At 63.4% G+C, this 24215-nt stretch carries 17 protein-coding genes; 10 read left to right on the forward strand and 7 right to left on the reverse strand.

Annotation, left to right across the window (positions count from 1 at the left end; genetic code table 11):
• Nucleotide 1: 1 nt before the first annotated feature.
• Both AC07T0_RS21570 and AC07T0_RS21575 read right to left on the reverse strand, forming a co-directional pair.
• The gene (locus AC07T0_RS21570; RefSeq protein WP_495003091.1) at nucleotides 2-649 is read right to left on the reverse strand and encodes a response regulator; all 648 of its coding nucleotides are present in this window, start codon (nucleotides 647-649) and stop codon (nucleotides 2-4) included.
• 80 nt (nucleotides 650-729) lie between these two features.
• Entirely contained in the window at nucleotides 730-1401 is a 672-nt protein-coding gene (locus AC07T0_RS21575; RefSeq protein ID WP_495003092.1) for a response regulator, read from the reverse strand.
• Nucleotides 1402-1773: 372 nt separating this feature from the next.
• On the opposite strand from AC07T0_RS21575, the gene AC07T0_RS21580 reads away from it, so the two are divergent.
• The 6 genes from AC07T0_RS21580 to AC07T0_RS21605 all read left to right on the forward strand — a co-directional run bounded on the left by AC07T0_RS21580 (nucleotide 1774) and on the right by AC07T0_RS21605 (nucleotide 8371).
• Nucleotides 1774-2352, forward strand: coding sequence for a fimbrial protein (locus AC07T0_RS21580; protein WP_495003093.1), 579 nt, complete (start codon nucleotides 1774-1776; stop codon nucleotides 2350-2352).
• A 93-nt stretch (nucleotides 2353-2445) separates the two neighbouring features.
• On the forward strand, nucleotides 2446-3210 hold the full coding sequence (locus AC07T0_RS21585) for a fimbrial biogenesis chaperone (protein WP_495003094.1): 765 nt from the start codon (nucleotides 2446-2448) through the stop codon (nucleotides 3208-3210).
• 18 nt (nucleotides 3211-3228) lie between these two features.
• Entirely contained in the window at nucleotides 3229-3996 is a 768-nt protein-coding gene (locus AC07T0_RS21590) for a fimbrial biogenesis chaperone (protein ID WP_495003095.1), read from the forward strand.
• 163 nt (nucleotides 3997-4159) lie between these two features.
• Nucleotides 4160-6793: a fimbria/pilus outer membrane usher protein gene (locus AC07T0_RS21595; RefSeq protein ID WP_495003096.1), complete on the forward strand. Its 2634-nt coding sequence runs from the start codon at nucleotides 4160-4162 to the stop codon at nucleotides 6791-6793.
• Nucleotides 6794-6827: 34 nt separating this feature from the next.
• Nucleotides 6828-7817 (forward strand): fimbrial protein, encoded by a 990-nt coding sequence (locus AC07T0_RS21600; protein ID WP_495003097.1) that lies wholly within the window; start codon nucleotides 6828-6830, stop codon nucleotides 7815-7817.
• 20 nt (nucleotides 7818-7837) lie between these two features.
• The gene (locus tag AC07T0_RS21605) at nucleotides 7838-8371 is read left to right on the forward strand and encodes a fimbrial protein (RefSeq protein WP_248800128.1); all 534 of its coding nucleotides are present in this window, start codon (nucleotides 7838-7840) and stop codon (nucleotides 8369-8371) included.
• A 31-nt stretch (nucleotides 8372-8402) separates the two neighbouring features.
• On the opposite strand, the gene AC07T0_RS21610 is transcribed toward AC07T0_RS21605, so the two are convergent.
• Together AC07T0_RS21610 and AC07T0_RS21615 are read right to left on the reverse strand one after the other, a co-directional pair.
• Nucleotides 8403-9254 carry a hypothetical protein gene (locus AC07T0_RS21610; protein ID WP_495003098.1) on the reverse strand — a complete coding sequence of 284 codons (852 nt, stop codon included), beginning with the start codon at nucleotides 9252-9254 and terminating at the stop codon, nucleotides 8403-8405.
• Nucleotides 9255-9378: 124 nt separating this feature from the next.
• Entirely contained in the window at nucleotides 9379-11310 is a 1932-nt protein-coding gene (locus AC07T0_RS21615; protein WP_495003099.1) for an MAC/perforin domain-containing protein, read from the reverse strand.
• Nucleotides 11311-11481: 171 nt separating this feature from the next.
• Between AC07T0_RS21615 and AC07T0_RS21620 the strand changes: the two genes are divergently transcribed.
• Nucleotides 11482-14811 (forward strand): ATP-binding protein, encoded by a 3330-nt coding sequence (locus AC07T0_RS21620; RefSeq protein ID WP_495003100.1) that lies wholly within the window; start codon nucleotides 11482-11484, stop codon nucleotides 14809-14811.
• 26 nt (nucleotides 14812-14837) lie between these two features.
• On the opposite strand, the gene AC07T0_RS21625 is transcribed toward AC07T0_RS21620, so the two are convergent.
• Complete coding sequence (locus tag AC07T0_RS21625; RefSeq protein ID WP_495003101.1) at nucleotides 14838-15761, reverse strand: LysR family transcriptional regulator; 924 nt, start codon at nucleotides 15759-15761, stop codon at nucleotides 14838-14840.
• Between the two features lie 122 nt (nucleotides 15762-15883).
• On the opposite strand from AC07T0_RS21625, the gene AC07T0_RS21630 reads away from it, so the two are divergent.
• On the forward strand, nucleotides 15884-16087 hold the full coding sequence (locus AC07T0_RS21630; RefSeq protein ID WP_495003102.1) for a tautomerase family protein: 204 nt from the start codon (nucleotides 15884-15886) through the stop codon (nucleotides 16085-16087).
• Nucleotides 16088-16231: 144 nt separating this feature from the next.
• Here AC07T0_RS21630 and AC07T0_RS21635 read toward each other — a convergent pair whose 3' ends face one another.
• Together AC07T0_RS21635 and AC07T0_RS21640 are read right to left on the reverse strand one after the other, a co-directional pair.
• On the reverse strand, nucleotides 16232-17443 hold the full coding sequence (locus tag AC07T0_RS21635; protein ID WP_495003103.1) for an MFS transporter: 1212 nt from the start codon (nucleotides 17441-17443) through the stop codon (nucleotides 16232-16234).
• A 286-nt stretch (nucleotides 17444-17729) separates the two neighbouring features.
• Nucleotides 17730-22040: an Lhr family helicase gene (locus tag AC07T0_RS21640; protein WP_495003104.1), complete on the reverse strand. Its 4311-nt coding sequence runs from the start codon at nucleotides 22038-22040 to the stop codon at nucleotides 17730-17732.
• Nucleotides 22041-22377: 337 nt separating this feature from the next.
• Between AC07T0_RS21640 and AC07T0_RS21645 the strand changes: the two genes are divergently transcribed.
• Nucleotides 22378-23262 (forward strand): sugar nucleotide-binding protein, encoded by an 885-nt coding sequence (locus AC07T0_RS21645; RefSeq protein WP_495003105.1) that lies wholly within the window; start codon nucleotides 22378-22380, stop codon nucleotides 23260-23262.
• Entirely contained in the window at nucleotides 23255-24184 is a 930-nt protein-coding gene (locus tag AC07T0_RS21650; protein WP_495003106.1) for an NAD-dependent epimerase/dehydratase family protein, read from the forward strand. The genes AC07T0_RS21645 and AC07T0_RS21650 overlap by 8 nt, the downstream gene beginning before the upstream one ends.
• Nucleotides 24185-24215 lie beyond the last annotated feature (31 nt).

The following is a 24215-nucleotide window of genomic DNA, read 5'->3' on the forward strand; positions in this document are numbered from 1 at the left end:
ACTAGCGATACCAGTGTTCGATGGCCTGCAGCAGTTGTGCAATGGCGTCCCAGAGGGGCGTATCACCGGCCTTGGCGCCGATGGCCTGCTCAAGCGCTTTTGCTGTCTCGGCAATCGCCTGGGCGCCCATCATCAATCCGGCCCCTTTGATCCGGTGAGCTCGGTGGCTGGCCTCGGGAAAATCTGCGCGGCTGACCGCATCCTGGAGCGCCGCCAAGTCTTTTTCCAGGGCTTCGCGGTACAGCGACTGCAACATGGCGGCGTCGTAATGCGGCACTGGCGGGGCGGCGGGCGAGGGTTCATGGTCAAGCCATAACTGCAACAGATTGCGCAGCGCGTCCAGGTACAGCGGCTTCTTCAGCACCCCGTCCATGCCACTGTCCATGCAGCGCTTCTGGTGGGCCGGGCCGCTCTGCACGGAGAGGGCGATGATCGGCAAATAGTCCGGCCCACGCTCCCGCGCCCGAATGCGCCGTGCAACCTCGTAACCGCTGATTCCCGGCATGCAGCAATCCAGCAGCAGCAGTCGGATGGGCTGTTGCTCTATGACCTGCAAGGCTTGCGCGCCGCTCGACACCACCACGGCGCGGATGCCCAGTATCTTGAGTTGTTCGTTGAGGATAAAACGGTGGGCGGGCTGATCGTCCACGACCAGCACGGCGCCGGGTTCAACGCCGATCCGAGCGCTTCGTCCGGCATTGCCAACGGCCTCGTTACCTGACAGTGGCGTTATTCCTGAGAAACGGATTCCCGGGTTTGATGGAAGATCTTGAACAGCTCGCTGTCGTTCTTGATGCCGAGCTTGCGATAAGCCGATTGCTTTTGTGTGCTGATGGTATTGGCGCTGCGCGAAAACTTCGCGGCGATTGCGTTCACGGACATGCCATCGAGGAAACAACGCAGCACTTCCTGTTCTCTCGGCGAGAGATTGGAGCTCTGGGCCAACGAGCTGGACAGTTCGGGACTCGAACCCAGGTGGGCCAGAGGGAAACCTGATTGCGCCTCCGTTATTTTTGCGGTCATGGAGGGCTGTAGGTAAATCCGACCTTGGGCGACGGTTCGAATGGCGCTGGCCAGTTCACCCAGGTTCTGCACCTTGCCCAGGAAACCCCGGCTCCCGGCCTTCAGCGCCAAGGCAACGGTGGCTGGCGTGTAGTGCGAGGACAGGACCAGCGGCTTGCATTTACCGAAGCGTCGCCTGAGCACCCGAATCAGGTTGATACCGTCGATTTCCGAAGGCCCCAGGATGAAATCGATCACCACCACATCCGCTGGCCGCTGCGCCAGTGCCGTGACCAGCTCCCGACCAGTTCCAAAGGACCCTATCACTTCAAGATCCGCTTCTTTGGCCAGGCCGATTTCGATCCCTTGTCGAACCACCTCATGGTCGTCTAACAACATAACGGTGTATGGGGTTGAAAACGAAGGGGACATGAAGAGGATCCGTGTTGTAAGTGTAATTCTTTGTAAGAATTATCTGTCTTTATGGTCAAGTTATAACGTATGCGCGCATAGGCTGCAATGTGCGCTTCGGCATGGCAACGCAGCGCTTGAGGTCCTTCCGAAAGTCTAGTGTGAGGGCGTTTGGTACGGTTGGGGGGCGGGTGTATGAGTTTTCGAGAAATCACGAATGAATACTCGTGATTTCTCGATGGGTAATACCACCGCGCAGGACCAAAGTAGGGTTTCCCCCGCCGACGAGGTACGCCCGGAACCTAGGTACCGAGCCTCAATCATTGCCGGGGGCTCCTTAAACCTACGAACGGGAACGCCATGAAAATTACTGCACTCTCCTCCGTCGCTGTTTCTCTGGCCCTGGCCGCCGCGGTATCGCTGCCGGTATCCGCCAACGACGGCGTGATCAATTTCAGCGGTCTGGTGACCGATGTGACTTGCACCGTCGAGGGCGCTGCGCCGGGTACCGGTGCCGTGGTCAAGGACGTGAACCTGGGCGGCGTCTCCGCTTCGCGTCTGGCGAATGCCGGTGATCGCGCCAACCTGACCGGTTTCACCATTCGCATTGGCGCGCCGGGCGAGGGCGCCTGCACCAACGGGCGCACCGCCATGGTCGCGTTCGATCCGACCAGCCCGGCAATCGATGTTGCCACCGGTCGTTTGAACATCGACGGCCACGACGACCCGACCGACACCGACACCGCGAAGAACGTCCAGGTCGAAGTGACCAACCGTGACGGTACGCCGATCAACGTCTACAGCGAAAAATCCGAAGGGGTGGTCATCGCTGACAACCAGGCGATTATCCCGCTGGCCGCGCAGATGTACTCCAGTGGGCTGGCCCGCGAGGGTACGGTCAATACCCGTGTCGGCTTCATGGTCGTGTACGCCGACTAAGGGGTGCTCAGGTCTGCGTACGCAGACCTTGCCTGCCTCGGACCTGCGATAGCCCCGCGGGTCCTTTCCTCGGACCCGAAGAGAACCCAGCCGATGAAAAGCATGGCCCGCTTCGCTTTTGCCTCCTGTGCTTTTGCCCTGCTAGCGCTGCAGATGTTGCCCACCCACGCCGGCGTGATCATTCATGGCACGCGGGTGATCTATCCCGCCGAACAGCAGGAAGTCATCGTGCGCCTGGAGAACAAGGGTAGCCGTCCGGCACTGGTGCAGACCTGGCTGGATGCTGGCGACCTGCGCTCCACGCCGGCGACCGCGCAAGCGCCGTTCACCCTGACTCCGCCCATCTTCCGTATTGAGCCGCATCAGCAACAGGCCGTACGCCTGCGCTATTCCGGCGAGCCATTGCCGACCGATCGCGAAAGTCTGTTCTGGCTGAACGTGCTGGAAGTGCCGCCGACTTCCGCCGATGCCGCGCAAAAGAACCAGATCGAATTGTCTTTCCGTACGCGCTTGCGGGTGTTCCTGCGGCCACCAGCGTTGCCGTATTCGGTCAACAACGCCGCGGCGAAACTGCAGTGGAAACTGGTGCCCCATGACCAGGGCTATGCGCTGCAAGCCACCAATCCGACGCCGTACCACGTGTCGCTCGCCTCGGTCGACTTGCTCGGCGATGGCAAGCGTTACAGCAAGGCGGCGAACAAGGCGGCCAACGACAGCCTGTTGCTGCCCTCCGGTGACGTCAAGCTGTTTGCCTTGCCCGGACTACCGACCCGGCCCAATGGCGCGGCGAAGGTCGAGTTCACCGCCGTCAGCGACTTCGGCGCCCGCGTGCGCCACTCGGCCAACCTGGTTTTTTGATAGCGGATAACCCATTACATGAATGCGATTCCGATTTCCCGCGCCCTGGCGTCGTTCATGGCCCTGATGATGGCGCTGCTGGTGGCCGTTCCGCTGCACGCGAGTGTTGTTATCAGCGGCACGCGCGTGGTCTACCCACAGCACGAAAAGGAAGTGACGGTCAGGCTCGAAAGCAAGAACCAGAAACCGGTTCTGCTCCAGGTATGGCTGGACAATGGCGATGAACAATCCACGCCGGATCTGGCCGGGATTCCGTTTCTGCTGACGCCGCCGATCTTTCGCATGGAGCCGGACCAGCACCAGGTGCTGCGCCTGGCCTATACCGGCGAGCCGTTGCCGCAGGAACGTGAGAGTCTGTTCTGGCTCAACGTGCTGGAGGTGCCTTCCCAGGGGCTGGATACCGAGCAGAGCAACCAGTTGCAGTTGGCTTTCCGCACTCGGATCAAGCTGTTCTTTCGCCCGACGAAGCTGCCCTACGAGGTCGAGGCGGCTGCGGCGAAACTGCAATGGCGACAGGTTTCCAGCGAGCGGGGACAGATGTTGGAAGTCTACAACCCGACGCCTTATCACCTGAGCTTCGATCAGATCGATCTGGTCGCGGCGGGGCAGCGGCATGCCCGGGAGCTCGGTGCGTCGGGAGCCGAGAACATGGTGGTGCCCAATGGCCACAACCGTTTTCTGTTGCCGGGCCTGAAGTCACTGCCGAGTAGCGCGATGACCGCCGAGTTTCAGACGATCGATGATTTCGGCGTCAGGGTTTCGCACACGGCCAGGATCACACCATGACGGCCTGTCTCCCGCCGTAGCACCCCATAGGACGCCAGCGTCCACCGCATCGGATTGACCCACGTCATCCAGTTGATCGCCCAAGCCCGTTTTTGCCCATTCATCGAGGCAGGAATTCGCTTTGCCGAAATTCGGACAGCAGCTACTTTTTGGAACGGTACACATGAGTTCGAACACGTCAGCCAGAGCAGGAAATTGGCCCCTGTCACGCCAACGATTGACGCTTATCGCCCGCAGCCTGCTGCTGCTTAGTGGGGCTCAGGCCATGGTGAGCCATGGGGTCGAACATGTGGCGTTCAACCCGGCTTTTTTCCCGGGTGGGGCGGCCGGTTTGCAGGTCGATATTTCCCGGTTCAACCAGGGCAATGTCGTACTGCCGGGGACCTACCGTTCCGATGTCTACCTCAACGATCAGTGGATCGGGCGTGAAACCCTGACCTTCGCCGCGGTCGAGGGGCAGGACGCGGCGCAACTGTGCCTGGAGCGTGATGCATTGCTCACGTTCGGCATCGACCTCGACGGTGTCGCCGAGCAGGCCGCGAAGGCTGGCGAAACACCGCCGGCAACGTTTCCCGCCGAGTCGGTCTGCGGCGATATCGCCACCTACATACCGGGCGCCAGCGCCCGCTTCGACTCGGGAGAGAGCCGCCTGAGCCTGCAGATTCCACAGGTTTATCTGTCACGCAAGGCACGCGGTTATGTCAGTCCGCAGCAGTGGGACAGCGGAGTCGATGCGGCCTTTGTGCGTTACAACGTCAACACCTATGCCACCGAGGCCAATGGTCGCTCGCTCAACTCCAGTTATCTGGGGCTGAACACCGGGCTCAACCTGGGCGACTGGCACTTTCGTCATAACGGCAGCTACAGCCGTTCCAATGGCGGCGGCTCTGGCTATCAGAGCAGTGCCAGTTATGTGCAGCGCGAACTGGCCCCATTGCAATCGCAGATGATGGCGGGCGAAATCTATACCTCGGGCGAGTTGTTCGACAGTGTCCGCCTGCGTGGTGCCAGCCTGTTTACCGATGACCGCATGCTGCCGGATTCCCTGACCGGTTTTGCCCCGGTGGTGCGTGGGACCGCCGAGACCAACGCCAGGGTCAGCGTGCGCCAGCGCGGCATCCTGTTGGACGAGGTCAGCGTGGCGCCCGGTCCGTTCGTGCTCGACGACCTGTTTCCCACCGGCTACGGCGGAGACCTGGAAGTCACCGTCACCGAGGCCGACGGGCGCCAGCGCCAGTTCATCGTCCCCTTTGCCGCCAATGCCAACCTGTTGCGTCCTGGCTACAACCGTTATGCGCTGAGCGTTGGGCAACTGGATGAGGTCGGCCTGCGGCATCCGCCAAGGCTGATGCAGGCGACCTACCAGCACGGCCTCAGCAACCTGCTGACCGGCTACACCGGAGCGGTGCTCGGCGAGGACTATCACGCGCAATTGTTCGGCGCGGCGTTCAATACCCCGTATGGCGCGCTGTCATTCGACCTGACGAACTCCAACGCACGGATCCCGGGGCACGGTTCGCGCCAGGGGCAAAGTGCGCAGCTGCGTTACAGCAAGAATTTCGCCGCCACCGGGACCCACTTCGCCCTCGGCGCGTACCGTTATTCCACCGAGGACTTCCTTAGCGTGCGCGATGCCGCGCAGGTCCGTGACCTCGCGCTCGAGGGGCTCGGCCTGGACAATGTGTCGCGTCTGCGCGACCGGATGGATATCAGCCTCAACCAGAGCCTGGGCAATGGCTCGGTCTATCTCACCGGGTCCTCGCAGAATTACTGGAACCGCAAGAACGGCAACCTGACCTTCACCACTGGCTACACCGGCACCTGGAAGGGCTTGCACTACACCATCGGCGCCCAGCGCAGCCGCGACCTGCTCAGTGACCGGGTCGACAAGCAGATTGATTTGACCCTGAGCATGCCGCTGGGCGGCGGTGTTCGTTCGCCGACCCTGACCACCGCGGCCTACCACGGCGATCAGAGCAGCGGCGAGCGGGTCAGCCTCGGCGGCAGCTTCGGCGAGCGCAGCGAGTTCGTCTATGGGGCCAGTGCCAACCATGCCCAGGGCAATGGCAGCGGTGCCAGCGCCGACCTGCAGTACCTCGGTCGACATGGCGTGGTGTCCGGTAGCTATGGCCAGAGCAGCGACTACCGTTCGGCGTCGCTGGGCATGACCGGCGGCATTGTCGCTCATCCGGGCGGCGTGACCCGGGCCTCGGAGCTGGGCGACACCCTCGGCGTCATCCAGGTGCCTGATGCCACGGGCGCACGGGTCAACGGCAACCACGGCGCGCAAGTGGGGGAGAACGGTTTTGCCGTCGTGCCCCATCTCACCCCGTATCGCAAGAACGTCGTCGAACTGGACCCCAAGGACCTGTCCGTCGATGTGGAACTCAAGACTGCCGCGCTGAACGTGGCACCACGCGCCGGCTCCGTGGTGATGCTCAAGTACGAGACCGTCAGCGGCCAGGCCATGCTGATCACGGCGCTACGCGAGGACGGCAGCCCGCTGCCATTCGGCGCCGATGTATTCGATGAAAACGGCGCCAGTGTCGGCATGGTCGGGCAGGGCGGCAAGGCGTTTGTCCGCGTGCCTCGGGAGCAGGGGCAGTTGACGGTCAAATGGGGTTCCCTGGCCACGGCGGCGTGCCGTTTCGACTACGACCTGGCCCCGGGGCATTCGGCTGCCGGCGCTGAACGCCTGCGCCTGCTGGACGGGGGCGATTGTCGAAGCGATGTCGCCATCGCCTCGGAGGAAGTGCCTGGGGCGGACGAGCGCGACACCACCGATGAAACCAGTTGATCGGAGCGTGAACAGCCACCCCCGACGCCGACCAATGCCTTATTTCATTCTTGCGGGACTGAACATGAAACCTTCCACCTCATTCATTCCGACACTGCTGGTCCTTGGCCTGCCGCTTGCCGCCCACGCGTGCGATTATTACCCGAACGGCCGAACCAGCGTGTCCTTTCCGGCCACCATCACCGTGCCGTCCACTTTGCCGGTGGGCGGGTTGATCGCCAGCCAGGTATTTACCGGCGCCTATCCAAGTGGTGTCAGTACCTGCAATGCCCCCGTCTCGCAGGTGGAAACCGGGCGTTATACCGATGCGGATGTGGTGACGGTACCGGGGGTGAGTGGTCGCGTTCATCGGACGAATGTTCCTGGCGTTGGCATCCAGATCGTGGCGACGCTTCTCTCCGGGGCCACCTATCACCTCAATATGAGAAGCCAGGCGGCAACGCTTCCGGCGGCACAATATCGGCATGACATCCGCACGATGCAGGCGCGTTTTTACAAGATCGGGCCAGTTGCCAGCGGCACCTACGCTAGCGGGAATCTCCATGAAAACAGATGGTATGGAAACAATATCCATACGGCGGTCCTGAACACGGCCGTGCGCTTTGTCGCCCCCAGTGCCACCTGCGATCTCGCCGCCGGCGATGTCAACCGCGCCATTACCTTGAATAACGTGCGCGTCAGTGATTTCACCAACGCAAACTCGGCGGGCGCCCGCGACTTCGAGTTGACGGCCAATTGCAGCGATGCCTCCAGCGTCACCTTCGCCTTTTCCGGTACGCCCGCTCCCGGGAGCAGCTATCGCTTCGCCAACACCGGCACGGCCAGCGGTATCGGCCTGCAGCTCTATTCACGCATCGGCGGAGTCGCCCAGACCATCCGTGCCGACGGTACCGACAGCCGGCGCACCGTGGCGGTGTCCGGCAACCGCGCGGTGCTACCGCTGGGAGCCTCGTACTGGAAGATCGGCACGGTCGGCAAGGGTACGCTCGCCAGTACCGCCACCGTCTCTATTACCTATAACTGAAACCGCATGAGGACTACCCGATGAACCTTCGAGCCTTGCCTTTGCTGTTGGCGATCAGCGTCAGTATTACCGCCAGCGTGGCCCACGCCGCCACTACCGGCATCCTGCGTTTCAGCGGTCGGATCGACGGTGGTACCTGTAACCTGGCGCTCAGTGATGTGAACCGCCCGATCACGCTGCCCACCGTCAAGGTTCCGGATTTTGAGGGCGTCGCGCATGCTGGAAGCTACAACTTCCAGATCAGCGCCAACTGCGATACGGACATCCGCAATGTGACCTTCCTGTTTGCTGGCACGCCTGCCGCCGGGGATGGCGCGCGCTTTGCCAATACCGGGACCGCGAGCGGTATCGGCCTGTGGCTGGCGCAGCGGCCGGCAGGTGGCGGGACCTCGACCATTCCCGCCAATGGCACGGTTGCCCAGCGCAGTCGCACTGTGGCGACGACCGGTAGCCTGGCGGTCCTGCCGTTGCTCGGGGCCTACCACAAGACCGCTGGCGCGCTCGGCCAGGGGACCCTGGCCACCAACGTGACCATCTCGATCACTTACGATTGATTCCCGGGGCGTCACGGCTGCCGATGGTGTATCAGAGGAAATCCGCCGGTGTTTCATGCCGGGTCGGCGCCTGTTCTTCGTGATAGTGGGGCCTGCCCGTTTCGGAGTTCATCAGGTCATGATTGGCCAGGATGGTTTCCGTCAACAGGCTGTCCTCACCCTCCTTGAACCAGCAGGCGAGGGCTGAGTTTCGATTGCCGTGCATATCGACGATCTTCAGGCGCTTTTGCTCCGGGGACGCGCCGGACAGCGGGGCATCGGGAAAGGTCTTGGGGGGCAGTACCAGCGCGTCCCCGGGGCGCAGCCACAGGTCGGCGAGAAAGATCTCGTCCACGAAGGGCCGCCAGCGCGCCACGCTGATGACCAGTGGCAGCCGGCCATAGCGGGAAAAAAACGCGTGGGGAAAGGCGTGGTATTCCAGGTCGGTCGGATTGTAGGTCAGCAACTCGCGCTGGCGCGCCACAGCGAGGTAGGGCGATTGGTGCCCGGCCCATTTGCCGTAGGTGTACTGGCCCAGGATCAGTTGCTCATAGTCGAAGCGGATGCATTCACCGCTGCGCAGCAAGGTCATGCCAAAGGCCTGCGCCGTTTCTTCCGTGGCCCACATCGGTTCATAGCGCACTTCGCGGGCATGAAAGTCGAACGACTTGATCGTGTAGGAACCGCTGCTGGTGGGGATTTCCTTGGGCTTCCAGGTGATGCCTTCATAGCGGGCCCCCCGTTCAAGCTCGGGGTTGTCCGGCGCCAAGTGGATCAACCGACCCTCTTCATGAGCCTTGAGGCGTGCCAGGCCATGGTCGTTGTATAGATAAGGGAACTGGCGGGTGTCGAGATCGACCTCATCGCCATCGCCGATAAAAGGTACGCAGTTGAAGACTTGCATCGTGGTCGGACCGCCAAGGTAAGAGTGAGGCTGCAAAGGCCGCAGTGTTCCGCTGCCTGTTCAAGACTGGTCGCCCCGGCGTACGGGCCGGGACGACGAGCGTTATCCGCCAGGCGTCATGCCGTCAATTGAACGGCACATGCGCCTCGCGAAACCAGTCCATGCCATGGGGCTCGCGCCAGGGGCGTACCGCCGCGCGCTTTTCGACCTGAGTCAGATTCAGATGGTGGTGATGGTAGTACACCATCAGCAGGTGAAAGACATGGTCGCCACGCCGGTCCCAGATCACGTCGTCCTGCTGCCGGCCAGGGCCCATGGGGGTCAGACGGCAGTCGCCCTGGTCGAGCATGCCTTGCAGGCAAGTCCCCGTCTGGTAGTTGATCAGCAGAATCGGGTGGTTGATTTCAGGGTAGGGCTTTTCCAGTTCGGGCATGTACCAGAATTGCCCAGGGTTTTGCGTATCGGGTGTCTGCATCGCCACCCGGTCCTGGTGTTGCGGATCCATGGCCAGCGCCGGGTTGGCGCCGGTGTTGTTGCGCACGATATACAGCACGGTTTTCGGGTCTTCGAGGGTCTTGCCCGTCTGGACCACTTTCACCCGGCCGAACGAGTCATGGGCAAGGCGTGCCACAACCTTCACCGTCGGGTTGAGGTCTTTTCCTGGCTGACCGAAACCGGCGATCAGGCCATCGACCCCTGGAAATTCGAAGTCATTGCCGGCCAGCACATAGGTCAGGCCGGCGATCGGGTTGGCTTGGCTTTTCTGGGTCAGGCTTTCCCAGCGTTGCAGCGATCGCTCGCTGGCGCCGTTCTGGCGCAGCGCCTCACGCATGGACGGGCTCGGGTAGTGTTTTTTATCCCGTGGCCAGCGTTCGGTCGCCATCAGCAACTTATAGCCGGTCTTTTGCTTGAGCAGCAGGGCCAGGGCGTCCCAAAACTGATCGAAAGCTTCCTGGGAGGCATCCGCCTGTGGGGGATAGTGAAAGCTTTCGCTGGTGCCTTTGCTGTTGCTGTCGACGAACACCATGCGCAAGGCCGGGCCTTTTGCCGCGGCGTTGACGGTGGTCGGCAGGCTGGAGCGGCCGACGATAATCACCGACTCCTTCCAGTTCGCTTCGATTTCCGTCTTGTAGCTGGTGTACCACTGGTAGGCCGCTTCCAGCGCGGTGCGGGTGTCGCCCTCTTTGACGAAGAGGTAGATCGGCACCAGTTTCAGCTCCACGACCTTGGGGTCATCGGGCAGGGATTCGCGCCAGGCCATGAAGTCCGCGTTGCAGTTGGTGGGGGCGCCGGCATTGAAGTTGATGGAGTGCGTGCCGCCCTGGGTGGTCAGGCTGACGCTGCGGTGGGCCAGGTGTTTCTTGATCTCCTCCGAGATTTCGGTGCTGGCTTTCGCGCTGATGAACGTGCCGTACTCGGCCTTGACCATGGCATCGAGGGTATTTTTCTCGCTGAGATAGGTCTTGAGAGCCGTCATCGCATAGTTCAGTGCGCCGCCGACGACTACCTCGTTGACGATATCGGCACCGAAGTCGACAAAGAAGTTGAAGAAGGCTTTGGGATGCGCCGGATCAAAGCTCGTCGGCAGTCCCTTGACCCTATCCTTGAATGCTTCGGTACTGTTCGCCGGGTTAACCTCGAACGTCAGTTTCCACAGCCGCACGGTGTGGTTGTAGATCGCCGCTTCACGTTCTTCGAGCTTTTTGATATCGGTGCCGAAGGTGGCTTTGAAACCGCCGGAAAACGCACCGTAGCTGCCCGAGACTTCGACGCTGGACTGGGTGTGCTTCTCGTATTCGTCCCGTGAGAGAAACGTCTCGGTGAAATAGTTTTCCTTGGTCACCGTGGTCACGGTGACGTGTTTGCCCACGTTGTACACGGTGTCCTTGTAGGGCACGGGCCGCTTGGCGGCCTCGGTGTCGCCTACTTTCTGGCATTCCTTGCTCTCTTCGGCCCAGTCCAGTCGGTTCAAGCCTCGTCCCAACAACTGCGAACCGCCGATATCCCGTGGCGTCTTGTCCGAGCTGCCCACGCTGTCCTTCATCTCGTCGCTCATTGCTTTCTCCCATCATCCTGGTGTGATCAATTGGGCTCAATTGATGGGGCCCAGTATCGGAAGCACGGTGTCGACGAGACAGTCCAGAGCAGTGTCAGTGCAGTATCAGTTCGGTATCAGATGTGGAGTACACTCGTGCGGCTGCCAGGCGTCGCCCCGGGACTTAACGACATGGACTCCAAACAGAGCGCATTTTCTGCTGTGCCCAAGCGGGCCCCTGCGGTTTCCGATGGGCGCGTGCTACTGGATGCCGGCTTGTTGAAGGGGCTGCGCAAACAGCACGGCCTGAGCCAGGAAACCCTGGCCGAGGCGTGCCTGAACCGCCACCTGTGTGTGTCGATTGCCTCCATCAAGCGTGCCGAGACCGGCAAGCCGGTGCTTTATCGGACGGCTCGTCACCTGGCGACGGCTTTCGAGGTCGACGTCGGGGCACTGCTGGGGCATTCGGTCACCAGCGCTCTGGTAGAAATCGAGCAGTCGATTGCCGATCTGCACCAGACGGTCCTGGCGACACAGATGTCTCGGCCGATCGACGATGATGTGATCCGCTATGTGCTGGAACTGAGCTTTGAAACCGATGTGCTGGGGGCCGCCATCAGCCCTGAGCGACGTGCGCCGTTGCTGGCGGAGATCGAGCGCCTGATCCGTCAGTTCGGCGGGGTGCGGGTAGAGCGCCGCGGCGATGTCATCGTGGCACAGTTCGGTGCCCCGCAGGCCTATCGCAGCGACAGCGAACGCGGCCTGTTATGCGCCCTGGCGTTGAGCCGTGAACCGTTCGCCAGGCCCGGCCACGGGATCGTGCTGCGGCTGGTTCGTCAGGGCGCGGATGCTTCGGCGGACGACGAGGAACTGTTCCGGCTACTCGGCCACAATCGCCGTGACCCGCATGGCCATGCCCCGGTTCATGTCGCCCGGGGGTTGCTGGAGCAGCTTCGCGCCCGCTTCGAGTTTTCTACGCTCGAGGATGGTTTTCCTGCTTATCGCCAATGCCTGCGTCTGCGTCACCTGGACGAAAGCGCCTCGCGCCCGCTGGTGGGCCGGGCCATCGAAGTGCTGCAGTTCAAAGGCGTGATCGAGGCCACCCAGGCGTATCAGGACGGGCATGTGGTTTACGTGCGCGGCATGGCGGGCATCGGCAAGACCCGCTTGGTCACCGAGTTCTGCGAGATGGCGCGGCAAGGTGGTTTCTCCTGGCATCGCAGCGACGTGCTGGATTTCGGCATGGACAACGCCTTATGGCCCTTGGGGCAGTTGGTGCGAAGCCTGCTCGGCTTGGGCACGCGGCCCCGGGTCGGAGCGGCGGAGTTGGAAGGCGCGTTGCTGCGCTTGAAACTGGCGGACGAGCACTCGATGTTCCTGCGGGTGCTGATGGGGGAGCATCGGGCCGACGAGCCCCTCAAGCATTATGCGGCGATGAGCAACGAGGTACGGACCCAGGGCTTGTTCATGGCTCTCTTGCAGTTGTTGCTGCGGGTGGCGGTGCTACAACCGTTGTTGATCTGTATCGAGGATTTGCACTGGGCGGATGTCGTGCTGTGCACCTTGCTGGGCAAGCTGCTCGATGCCACCGACGAGGCGCCGGTGGTTTGGCTGTTGACCTCGCGGCATGAGGGCGATCCGCTGGAAAGCGCGCTGCGCCCGTATTGCACCAATCCCATGAGCCTGCTCGATATCGCCCCGATACGGGCGCGCGACGCCAGCCTGTTGGCGGATCAGTTCAGCGAGGTCGATCCGGACTATCGGGCCGACTGCGTCAAGCGTGCTCAGGGTAATCCGCTGTACCTGACGCAACTGCTGTCGAGTCGTGAGGGTGTTTTCCCCGACAGCCTGCGTCATCTGATCCAGACGCGTTTCGACCGGCTGCTGCCCGAGCAGCGCCGTGCCCTGCGTTACGCCGCGATCTTCGGCAACCGCTGTGAGTTGGCGCTCTGGCGCGAGGCCCTGGGGCAGCCCGACTATCTTCCGAGCGCGGACATGCGCCAGGGCCTGCTGCGGGAAACCGAGCCAGGCCGCTACCTGTTCGTCCATGACCTGGTCATGCACTGCCTTTACGACACGATGCCGGATGCCGTGCGCGAGCAGTTGCACCGTGAGGTCGCGGGTCTGTACCGCGAGCGTGATCGAGCCCTGTATGCCCAACATCTGTTACGGGCCAGGGATCCGGCGGCCTTCGATGCGCTGCTGGTCGCCATGGAGGAAAAACTGCAGGCCTGCCAGTACGACAGCGTGCTCGCGCTGGCGCAGCAGGGAGAGGGTTTTGTCGAGCGCGCCGCTGGCAGTTTTACCTTGGCTCTGCGCTGTGGTCAGGCCCATGCGGGCTTGGGGCAAACGGCCCAGGCGCGGGATTGTTTCCAACGCGCACTGGTGTTGGCCGGGCCTGCACAGGAGCGGATCGAGGCGGCCCTGGGGCTGGCTCCGGTCCTCAATACGCTCGATTGCCTGGAGGATGAGGAGCAACTGATCGAGGAGATACTGCCCATCGCCCGTGCCCTGCAGGCGAACACAGCGCTGGCTTGCCTGTATCAGCTACACGGCAATATCTATTTTCCACGGGGTGACTACGCCGAATGCCGACGCCTGCATGAGGCATCGTTGTCCTTTTCGCGTCTCGCGGCGAACCTCGAAACCGAAGCCAAGGCCCTGAGTGGCATTGGTGATTCCTACTATGCCCAGGGGCGGATGCAGACCGCCTATGAGGTCTTCGACCAGTGTGTGCGCTTGTGCGAGCGGCACGGGTTGGCGCATGTCGAGGCGGGCAGCCGTAGTGCCCGTGGCTCGACGCATTTTTACCTGGGCCAGCCGGCGCTGGCATTGCGTGACGCCATGGACGCGGTTGTTTGCAGTCGCCAGATCGGTAACCGGCGCGCGGAGGTCTTTTCCCGCCTGACCGCTGCCTGGGTGCTGGTGGCGACGGGGCAGGACGAGCAGGCCGGGCAGGAACTGGCGGATGCCCTGGCATTGGCCCGTGGCATAGGCGCCAGTCGTTTCGAGGCGATCCTGCTGGAGGGCTTGGCCCGTGTCGCCTTGCGCCGGAATGAACGCGACCTGGCGCAGGCACTGATCCAGGAGTCCGTCGGGTTGGTGGAGCGTTTCGCGTTGCAGCGTTACATCGGCCCCTGGGTCTACGGCAGCCTGGCCTTGATCGTCGACGACGCGCAACTGAGCCGCCAGGCGTTGCTGCGTGGCGAAGCCTTGCTCACTCAAGACGGCCTGGCGCACAACGCCCTGCGCTTCAGGGTGGCGGCGGCTGAAACCTGCCTGCTCCAGGATGACTTCGCGCAAGCGAGCCGACAGGCTCAGGCCCTGGCGGCTATCGCCCAGGCGGCGCCTTGCGCCTGGGTCAACCATCACGTGCGTTTGATCGAGGTGGCCGGGCAATGGTTGCCGCGTTGCGATGGCTCAAATATGGAGGCCTTGAAGGTATTGCTGCGCGAATCGGAGCGGTTGGGATTTGTGGCGACGATGCCGCGTTTGATGCAAAGGCTGAATCTTCCAAGCTAGGGGTTGCCTGTTGATCCTGGGGATTTTCAGGCGCTCCAGCGCTGGCGATATTCCAGCAAAAAATCGACAAACGCCTTCAACCGCAACGGTACATGTCGCCCATGCGGATAGAGCAGGGTGAAGGGCCGCGAGCGGCCGGCGAAGGGTTTGAGCACTTCCACCAGCGAACCGTCGGCCAGTTCGTTCTCGACAATAAAGCGATAAGTCTGGAACAACCCGGCACCGTTCTTCGCCAGTGTCACTCCGCCCAGTACATCGTCGGAGCAGCAGTAGCTGCTCTCGGTCTGCAACTCCCGCTCCTTACCCTCGGCATCCTTGAACAACCAGGCAATCCGGCGCCCGCTGCTGGGCAGTTCGAACTGGATGCACTCGTGCTGTTGCAGGTCTTCCAGCGCCAGCGGTGTACCGGCCTGTAGCAGGTATTCAGGGGTGGCGATCAGCACCAGCGCGGCGTCTTCCAGGTGCCGGGCAATCAGCCCCGAATCGGGCAGCACCCGCACCCGGATCGCCAGGTCGTAGCCTTCTTCGACGAAGTCGATATTGCGGTTGCTGATATGCACTTCGACCTTCACCGCCGGATAGCGTGCGCGAAAGGCCGGCAGCAGCGGCAGGATGCGGTGGTGGGCGTAGGTGGTGGGGATGCTGATGCGCAAGGTGCCGGCCGGTTCCTGCTGTTTGCCCATGACTTCCCGCTGCGCTTCGGTCAGCTGGGTCAGGGCCTGGCGGCATTGCTCGAAGTAGCTGCGCCCGCCCTCGGTCAGACGCACGCTGCGGGTGGTGCGGGTGAACAGGCGTACGCCGAGGCGCTCTTCCATGCGGGAGATCGAGCGACTCACCGCGGCCGGCGTAACCCCGGCCACCTGCGCGGCGGCGGTGAAACTGCCGGCCTCGGCGGCCAGGCAAAACAGCTCGATGCTGCCGAGCATGAGGTCGTCGAACTGTCGTCGCATGATTGATTACACTGGGGGATCAAATGAGGTACGAGTACTCGTATTTATCAAATGAGTGTGGGGCAATAGAGTCAGTTCCACCAGCGTATCGGTAAACCTTCTTTCAACCACTGGAGCACAGCATGCCTTTTGTCAGCGTTCGTATTACTCGTGAGGGCGTGACCCGCGAGCAGAAAGCCCAGGTCATTGCCGAAATCACCGAGACCCTGCAACGGGTCCTCGGCAAACCGCCGGAGTTGACCCATATCGTGATCGAGGAAGTGGATACCGATAACTGGGGGCATACCGGCCTGACCGTTACGGAGCACCGCAAGCCCAAGGCATGAACACGGTCCCCTTGCAGGAGCCAGCTTGCTGGCGATTCGATCTGATGGCCGACATCGCCGTCGCCTGAGAAAACGCTATCGCCAGCAAGCTGGCTCCTACAGGGATCGTGTTTCACGGTGGGTCTTGTGGTGTCAGGGCTGGCCTCAGTGGCCTGCCACCACCCGTGCCGAACCTTCGGCAGGCTCCGCATATCCCGACCCTAGTCGATCCAAGCGACCGCTCCAGGCGGTCAGCGCCAGGGCCACCAGCACCACCAACCCGCCAATCCAGGTGGTGTGGATCAGCCCCAGGTTGGCGACGATCAAGCCGCCGATCCAGGCCCCGCCGGCAATGCCGAGGTTGAAGGCGGCGATGTTCAGGCCCGAAGCCACATCCACCGCATGGGGGGTGTGATGCTCGGCCTGGCGCACCACATAGATCTGCAGGCCCGGCACGTTGCCGAAGGCTACAGCGCCCCAGGCCAATACGGTCAACAGGACCAACCATGGATTGCCGGCGGTGAAGCTCAGCACGAACAGCACGACCGCCAGCAGCAGGAAGATCAGCTTCAGCGCACCGATGGGGCCGCGCTTGTCCGCCAGTTTCCCGCCCCAGATATTACCCACCGCCACCGAGACGCCGTAGACCAGCAGCACCAGGCTGACGGTGCCGGGCTGAAAGCCGGAGATGTCCTGAAGGATCGGCGCCAGGAAGGTGAACGCGATAAAGGTGCCGCCATAACCGGCCGCGGTCATTGCATACACCAGCAGCAGACGCGGTTGCTTCAGCACTTGCAGTTGCTGGATCAGCGAGGCCGGCTTGTTGTGCGCGATGTTCTTCGGCACATAGATCAGGCTGCCGATAAAGGCGATCACGCCCAGGGCGGATACGGCGAGAAAGGTTTCGCGCCAGCCGAAGTGCTGGCCGATAAAGGTCCCCAGCGGTACGCCCGTGACCAGGGCCACGGTCAGGCCGGTGAACATGATGGCAATCGCGCTGGCGGCCTTTTCCTTCGGCACCAGGCTGGTGGCGATGGTCGAGCCGATGGAGAAGAACACCCCGTGGGCCAGGCCGGTGACAATGCGCGCGAGGATCAGCGATTCGTAGCTCGGTGCTTGCCAGGCCAGCAGGTTGCCAAGGGTGAACAGCACCATCAGCGACAGCAGCAGGAGCTTGCGCGGGACCTTGCCGGTGAGGGCGGTCAGCACCGGGGCGCCGATGGCGACACCCAGGGCATAGAGGCTGACCAGCAGGCCGGCGGAAGGCAGATCGACACCCAGGTCGGCGCCGATGGTGGGTAACAGGCCAACGATGACGAACTCGGTCGTCCCGATGGCAAAGGCGCTGAGGGTCAGCGCCAATAAGGCAATAGGCATGGCTGCAACTCCGGTAGGTTTGATCAGGAGCGCAGTGTCGGGGTTTCACTTGTGCGGAAAAAGACAGGTAATGGCACAACATATTTGACTTGAAGGCAAAGATCCGTTGTTTCACGAAACCTTGAGAACGCCGCATACGCTGTTTGGGGCCCGGACACGAAACCATTTCTGTGGTCGAACACCGACCTGTGGCAGCCGGCTGGCCAGCGATGGCGGCCGGACCGTCGGTGCAAGGTTTGCGGGCCTCATCGCCGGCAAGCCGGCTCCTATAGGTTTTGTGGCGGTTTCAGAGGCGGTATTGGGTCAGTTTTTTGCGGACTTCGGCGGCGGCGGCCTGATCCAGCTCGAGCCAATACCATTGCTGGCCGGCAATCTCCGCCGCCGCCGGAACGCCATCGCGATACACCAGGCGATTCCCCGCCAACGCCGGGACCTTGTCACCGGGCAACAAGGTCCCCGCCAGGTTCAGCGGATCGGCGCCGCATACCGAGACCAGGCTGCCGTCCGTCGGACGCCGACGCACTTCGCGCAATAACGGAATCGCCTCCGGCAAGGCAAACTGCTCACCCGCCAGACCGCTGATAAAACGCCCGCCACGAATCTCGCCGCGAGCCTCCAGCCGATGAAAGGTGCGCAACAATTCCCGCCAGCTCGGCAACCAGTCCGCCTCGCGCTCCAGCAAGCGCCAGAACACCACGCCGTAACGCCGCAATAAGGTCATGGCGATATGTTCCAGGGTTTCGGCCGGCACCTGGCCCGCCGCCGGTGCGACCAGCGCCGAGCGCCGCAGCAAGGCCCAGCGCCCGGCATCGTCCATCCCGCCGACAAAGGCCCCGCGCCCACGTCGGGCACTGCGCGCCTGGCGTTTGCTGGCCGGGGTGATCAGCGCCCGCAGGCCGGCAAAGCTGTCGGCATTCACCCAGCCGGCACCGACCAACTCCTGCAAGGCGCTTTCCAGTTCCGTCGGCAACAGGTGGGCTTCGTGCAGCAGTTCGTCGAAAAACAGTGCGCCCTGTTGCGTCAGCGCGGCATAAACCTTTTGCGTGCGCGGCGACAACTCTTGCACCGCTGTCTGTTCGGCCAGACTGCTCCATAGCGCGACCTGGCCCCGGGGCAGCAACACCACCGGCGTACCGCGCGAGGCCGCGCTGGCGCTTTTGCCACGGGCACTGAGGCGCGCCCAGACCAGCCTGCCCGAGCGACACAATTCATCAAGCCAGGTCGGCGAATACTCTTTGAGCCGCGCGGCCAGTACATCGCTGTCCCAGGCCCCGGCGGCGACCGGATAGCCTTCGAACTGGCTGACGATCATCGCCAGGGCGGCGCTGCCCTGACCCTGGCAAGCGGGGGACAGGTGTTGCCAGTCGAACAGGAAGCGCATGAAGTCCTGCACCGCCACCGGCTCGATTTCCCGACGCAGGCGTTTGACCGTGTAGCGGTGGATACGCGCCAGCAGGTGACGCTCGCACCACTGTTCTTGAGGTGCCCCAGGACTGAACTGACCGCGCAGCACATAACCTTCGCTTTCCAGCTTGGCCAGGGCCCGGGCCAGTGTGGCGCAGGAGAGTGCCAGCGGTTCGGCGATCTCGGACAGCGTCAGCGGGGCAAAACCACTGAGGCGGGCGCGGACTACTTCGACGGCGGCTTCGTCGGCTTCCCAGGGTTGATCGAAACCCGCTGGCACTTGCAAGGAGGAGGGCAGCGCGGCCTGTGGATAAAGGGCTTGCAGGCAGGTCAGACGTTCCAGGGCCGTCCATAACGCGTGCGTCGTGTTGATTTGCAAACGCAGGGCACGCCCCTGTGTCGCGAGCGCCAGAAGCCAGGCTGCCCACGAAGGATTGGCCTCGGCTTCAGCGTCGGTGATCACCGCCAGGCTCATCAACGCCTCATGCATTTCATCCTCGCCATTGGGTGCGGGCCAGGCTTCCTCGGCCACGGCCTGGATGGCCTCGGCATCCAGCGCGCCGAGGTCGTCGGTGCTGCTCGGATCGGTCCAGCGCCGGTTCAGCACCGCCTGGGTACGACGCTCTTCCAGCGGAGCATCGTCGAGAAAGGTGTATGGCCGGGCGCTGAGAATTTCCGCCGCCAGGGGCGAGGGCGCCGGCAGGTCGCGGGCGATCAGTCGGATTTCGCCGGCCTCCATGCGCCGCAACAAGGCCAGCCAGCCTTCGCAGTCCATGGCCTCGTGCAGGCAGTCGTCGAGGGTCTGTTCCACCAGCGGGTGGTCGGGAATCTCGCGCTCGCCGGCGAGGTTTTCCAGGCAGGCGATCTGGTCCGGGAATACGCAGGCGGTCAGGTCTTCGCTTTTCATCCGCTGGATCTGCGGCGCCACCTTGCGCCCACCGACAAAGCGCGGCAGCGCCAGCGCGACCCCGGCATTCCAGCGCCAGCGCACGCCGAAGAGCGGGGCGTCGAGCACGGCCTGGATCAGGATGTGTTCGGCCGTGCGGCTGTTGAGGTAACGCCAGACCTCGTCCAGGGCAAAGCTGTGACTGCTGGACAGCGATAGCACGATGGCGTCTTCGCTGGCGGCGGCCTGCAATTCGAAGTTGAAGGTGCGGCAGAAGCGCTTGCGCAAGGCCAGGCCCCAGGCGCGGTTGATCCGGCTGCCGAACGGCGTGTGGATCACCAGTTGGGTCCCGCCGGACTCGTCGAAGAAGCGCTCCATGATCAGGCTGTCCTGCGAGGGCAGGGCGCCGAGGCTCTGGCGGGCGCGGGCCAGGTACTCGACGATCTGTTCGGCGCTGGCCGGGTCCAGGCCAAGGGTCTGGCGCAGCCAGTCGAGGCTCGCTTGCAAGTCTCCCGGCGTGGCACCCAGCAATGCATCCAGGTGGGCATGCAAGCGCGCCACGGCAAAGGACAGCTCGGCACTGCGCCCCGGTGCCTCGCCGAGCCAGAACGGAATGCTCGGCGGCTGGCCGTGGGCATCCTCGACCCGTACCTTGCCGGTCTCGACCCGCAGGATACGATAGGAACTGTTGCCCAGTTGGAACACATCGCCGGCGATGCTTTCCACCGCGAAGTCTTCATGCACCGTGCCGATGTTCAGCGCCTGGGGTTCGAGCAGCACGCTGTAGTCGGCGTTGTCCGGGATGGTCCCGCCGCTGGTGAGGGCGGTCAGTTGGCTGCCACGGCGTCCGCGCAGGCTCCGGCTCAGGGCGTCACGGTGAATATAGGCGCTGCGCAGGCCCTGACGACTGTTGAAACCTTCGGCGAGCATCCGCAGCAACGCCTGGTAGTGGGGCTCGTCCAGCCCGGCATAGGGCGCGGCGCCGCGGATCAGTTCCAGCAGCGGCTGCTCCCGCCATTCCTGGCAACTGACCTCGGCGACGATCTGCTGGGCCAGCACATCCAGCGGCGCGCGGGGAATCAGCAAGGTATCCAGTTCGCCCCGGCGCACGCAGTCGAGCAGGGCGGCGCATTCGATCAACTCGTCCCGCGAAGTGGCGAACAGCCGACCCTTTGGCGTGCCGCCGACCTGGTGACCGGAGCGTCCGACCCGTTGCAGGAACGCGGCGATGGAGCGCGGCGAGCCGATCTGGCAGACCAGTTCCACCTCGCCGATATCGATGCCCAGTTCCAGCGAAGCGGTGGCGATCAGCACCTGCAACTCGCCGCGCTTGAGCCGTTGTTCGGCATCCAGGCGCTGTTCCTTGGCGAGGCTGCCATGGTGGGCGGCCACCGCCTCTTTACCGAGGCGCTCGCTCAAGTGCCGGGCCAGGCGTTCGGCCAGGCGTCGGGTGTTGACGAAAATCAGCGTGGTGCGGTGCTGCCGGGCCAGTTCGGCAAGGCGTTCGTAGACCAGCTCCCAGACATCGTTGGCCATTACCGCCGTCAGCGGCACGGGCGGTACCTCGATGCCCAGGTCGCGGGGGCGGGCGTGGCCGATATCGATGATTTCGCAGGCGCGCCCGGTACCCACCAGAAAACGCGACACCGCCTCAATGGGCTTTTGCGTGGCCGACAGGCCGATGCGTAGCAACGACTCGCCACACAATGCCTGCAAACGCTCCAGGCTCAGGGCCAGGTGGCTGCCGCGCTTGCTGGCGGCGATGGCGTGGATCTCGTCGACGATGACCGTACGAACAGTGCCCAGCATGCGTCGGCCGGAGTCGGAGCCGAGCAGCACATAGAGCGATTCGGGCGTGGTCACCAGAATATGCGGCGCGGTCTTGCGCAGGCGCGTGCGTTCGTTCTGCGGGGTGTCACCAGTGCGCACCGCGGTGCTGATCGACAGCGGCGGCAGGCCCAGGCGCTCGAGCTGTGCGGTGATGCCCGCGAGTGGGTCCTGCAGGTTGATGCGAATATCGTTGGACAGCGCCTTGAGCGGCGAGACATAGACGATCAGGGTTTCATCTGGCAGTTCGCCACCCTGGGCCAGGCCCTGCTGAACCAGGTCGTCGATCACCGCGAGGAAGGCCGTCAGGGTCTTGCCGGAGCCGGTCGGCGCGGCGATCAGCGTCGACCGGCGCTGGCGGATCAACGGCCAGGCACGGGCCTGGGCGCCGGTCACGTCGGGGAAGGTATTGCGAAACCAGGCGCTGACGGCCGGGTGGAACCCTGCCAGGGCGTCGTGGACCGATTCGGGAAGATTCATGGGTTTATTTATGCGGTCGTACGGCCCAAGTTGCAAGTAGTGAGGGGGCTTGAGTCCAGCTCCGTCGGTGGCGAGCGGGCTTGCCCGCGCTCGACTGCGAAGCAGTCGCAAACCGCTCAACCTGTTCCATCTGGTACGCCGCGATCTCAGGTTTCAGGGGCGCTTCGCACCCCAACGGCGGCAAGCCCCCTCGCCACAACGGTACCTTCAGGCAGTTTATCCGTGACGGTTGCGCGCAAAACCCGCAAAATGCAAGGATTCTGGCTATTGCCAGCGGTCGGCCACAAGCTGGCCGCCAATCACCATCGTTCTGAACAGACTTGGGCCTGCTGACTCTATGCGAATGCGCCTTATGTTACTGGGCGGCGGAAATGCCCTTGGGCAGGCGCTGATTCGCCTCGGTGCGGAGGAAGATATCGGTTTCCTCGCCCCCCGTCCGCCACAAGAAGGCTGGGATGCCGCGAGCCTCACGCAACTGCTCGACGACACCCGTCCGGATGCGTTGATCAACCTTGCCTTCTACTTCGACTGGTTCCAGGCGGAGACGGTCGGCGAGGCGCGCCTGGCCGACCAGGAGCGCGCGGTCGAGCGGCTGGCCGAACTCTGCCAGCATCACAACATCATCCTCCTGCAACCTTCCAGCTATCGGGTGTTCGACGGCTCGCGGGCCACCGCCTACAGCGAAAAAGACGAACCCGTGCCCCTGGGCCTGCGTGGCCAGGCGTTGTGGCGGATCGAGCAGAGCGTGCGCGCGACTTGCCCGCAACATGTGCTGCTGCGCTTTGGCTGGTTGCTCGACGACAGTTCCGAGGGCACCCTTGGGCGCTTCCTGGCCCGGGCCGAGCAGCCCGACGAACTGCTGATGGCCGATGACCGGCGCGGTAACCCGACCCCCGTGGACGACGCGGCCCGGGTGATCATCTCGGTGCTCAAGCAACTGGATTGCGCCGCGCCGCTGTGGGGCACCTACCACTACGCCGGCCACGAGGCGACCACGCCGCTGGCCCTCGGCCAGGCGATTCTGACCGAGGCCCGGCAACTGCACCCGCTGGCCATCGAGGCGCCGACCGCCCAGGCCCACGCCGCGCGTCCGGATGCGGCGGAAGAGCCGCAGCACGCGGTGCTGGCCTGCAAGAAAATTCTCCATACCTTTGGCATCAAGCCCCGTGCCTGGCGTGCGGCATTGCCGGCGCTACTCGACAGGTTCTATCGTCATGGCTGAGGCCCCCATTCTTATCACCGGCGGCGCCGGCTTCATCGGCTCGAACCTGGCCGAAGCGCTGCTGGCAAAAGGTTACTCGCTGCGTATCCTCGATGACTTGTCGACCGGCAAGCGCAGCAACCTGGCCCTGGACAATCCGCGGGTCGAACTGATCGAAGGCGATGTCGCCGATGCCGCCGTCGTGGCGCGGGCGCTGCTTGGCTGTCAGGCCGTGGTGCACCTGGCGGCGGTCGCGTCGGTGCAGGCGTCGGTCGAGGACCCGGTGCGGACCCACCAGAGCAACTTCATCGGTACGCTGAATGTCTGTGAGGCCATGCGCCAGACGGGCGTCAAGCGGGTGTTGTTCGCTTCCAGCGCGGCGGTCTACGGCAATAATGGCGAAGGTGAGTCCATCGTTGAGGACATCGCCAAGGCCCCGCTGACGCCCTATGCCTCGGACAAGCTGGCCAGCGAGCAGTACCTGGACTTCTACCGCCGCCAGCATGGCCTGGAGCCGGTGATCTTCCGTTTCTTCAACGTCTTCGGCCCGCGCCAGGACCCGTCCTCGCCGTATTCCGGGGTGATCAGTATTTTCTGCGAGCGGGCCTTGAAGGGACTGCCGATCACCATCTTCGGCGATGGCGAGCAGACCCGGGACTTCATTTACGTCGGCGATCTGGTGAAGATCCTGGTGCAGGCGCTCGAGGCGCCGCAGGTGCAGGAGGGCGCGATCAACGTTGGCCTGAACCGGGCGACGACGCTCAAGCAGATGCTGGTGGCGCTGGGCGAGGTGGTCGGTGCGCTGCCGCCGGTGACCTATGCGCCGGCGCGCTCGGGTGATATTCGCCATTCGCGGGCGAACAACCAGCGGCTGCTGGAGCGTTTCGAACTGGCCGAGCCGACGCCGATGAGTGTCGGATTGGCGCGTTTGCTGGGGCGCTGAAGTCGATTGTTGCAAATGAAAAAGGCGCCTG

The organism is Pseudomonas sp. GW821-FHT04D07, assembly GCF_059420225.1.

Bases quoted from the DNA above. Each gene is read 5' to 3' on its own strand.
- AC07T0_RS21575 (WP_495003092.1), bottom strand. From the start codon at position 1,401: ATGTTGTTAGACGACCATGAGGTGGTTCGACAAGGGATCGAAATCGGC.
- AC07T0_RS21580 (WP_495003093.1), top strand. From the start codon at position 1,774: ATGAAAATTACTGCACTCTCCTCCGTCGCTGTTTCTCTGGCCCTGGCC.
- AC07T0_RS21585 (WP_495003094.1), top strand. From the start codon at position 2,446: ATGAAAAGCATGGCCCGCTTCGCTTTTGCCTCCTGTGCTTTTGCCCTG.
- AC07T0_RS21590 (WP_495003095.1), top strand. From the start codon at position 3,229: ATGAATGCGATTCCGATTTCCCGCGCCCTGGCGTCGTTCATGGCCCTG.
- AC07T0_RS21595 (WP_495003096.1), top strand. From the start codon at position 4,160: ATGAGTTCGAACACGTCAGCCAGAGCAGGAAATTGGCCCCTGTCACGC.
- AC07T0_RS21600 (WP_495003097.1), top strand. From the start codon at position 6,828: ATGCCTTATTTCATTCTTGCGGGACTGAACATGAAACCTTCCACCTCA.
- AC07T0_RS21605 (WP_248800128.1), top strand. From the start codon at position 7,838: ATGAACCTTCGAGCCTTGCCTTTGCTGTTGGCGATCAGCGTCAGTATT.
- AC07T0_RS21610 (WP_495003098.1), bottom strand. From the start codon at position 9,254: ATGCAAGTCTTCAACTGCGTACCTTTTATCGGCGATGGCGATGAGGTC.
- AC07T0_RS21615 (WP_495003099.1), bottom strand. From the start codon at position 11,310: ATGAGCGACGAGATGAAGGACAGCGTGGGCAGCTCGGACAAGACGCCA.
- AC07T0_RS21620 (WP_495003100.1), top strand. From the start codon at position 11,482: ATGGACTCCAAACAGAGCGCATTTTCTGCTGTGCCCAAGCGGGCCCCT.
- AC07T0_RS21625 (WP_495003101.1), bottom strand. From the start codon at position 15,761: ATGCGACGACAGTTCGACGACCTCATGCTCGGCAGCATCGAGCTGTTT.
- AC07T0_RS21630 (WP_495003102.1), top strand. From the start codon at position 15,884: ATGCCTTTTGTCAGCGTTCGTATTACTCGTGAGGGCGTGACCCGCGAG.
- AC07T0_RS21635 (WP_495003103.1), bottom strand. From the start codon at position 17,443: ATGCCTATTGCCTTATTGGCGCTGACCCTCAGCGCCTTTGCCATCGGG.
- AC07T0_RS21640 (WP_495003104.1), bottom strand. From the start codon at position 22,040: ATGAATCTTCCCGAATCGGTCCACGACGCCCTGGCAGGGTTCCACCCG.
- AC07T0_RS21645 (WP_495003105.1), top strand. From the start codon at position 22,378: ATGCGAATGCGCCTTATGTTACTGGGCGGCGGAAATGCCCTTGGGCAG.
- AC07T0_RS21650 (WP_495003106.1), top strand. From the start codon at position 23,255: ATGGCTGAGGCCCCCATTCTTATCACCGGCGGCGCCGGCTTCATCGGC.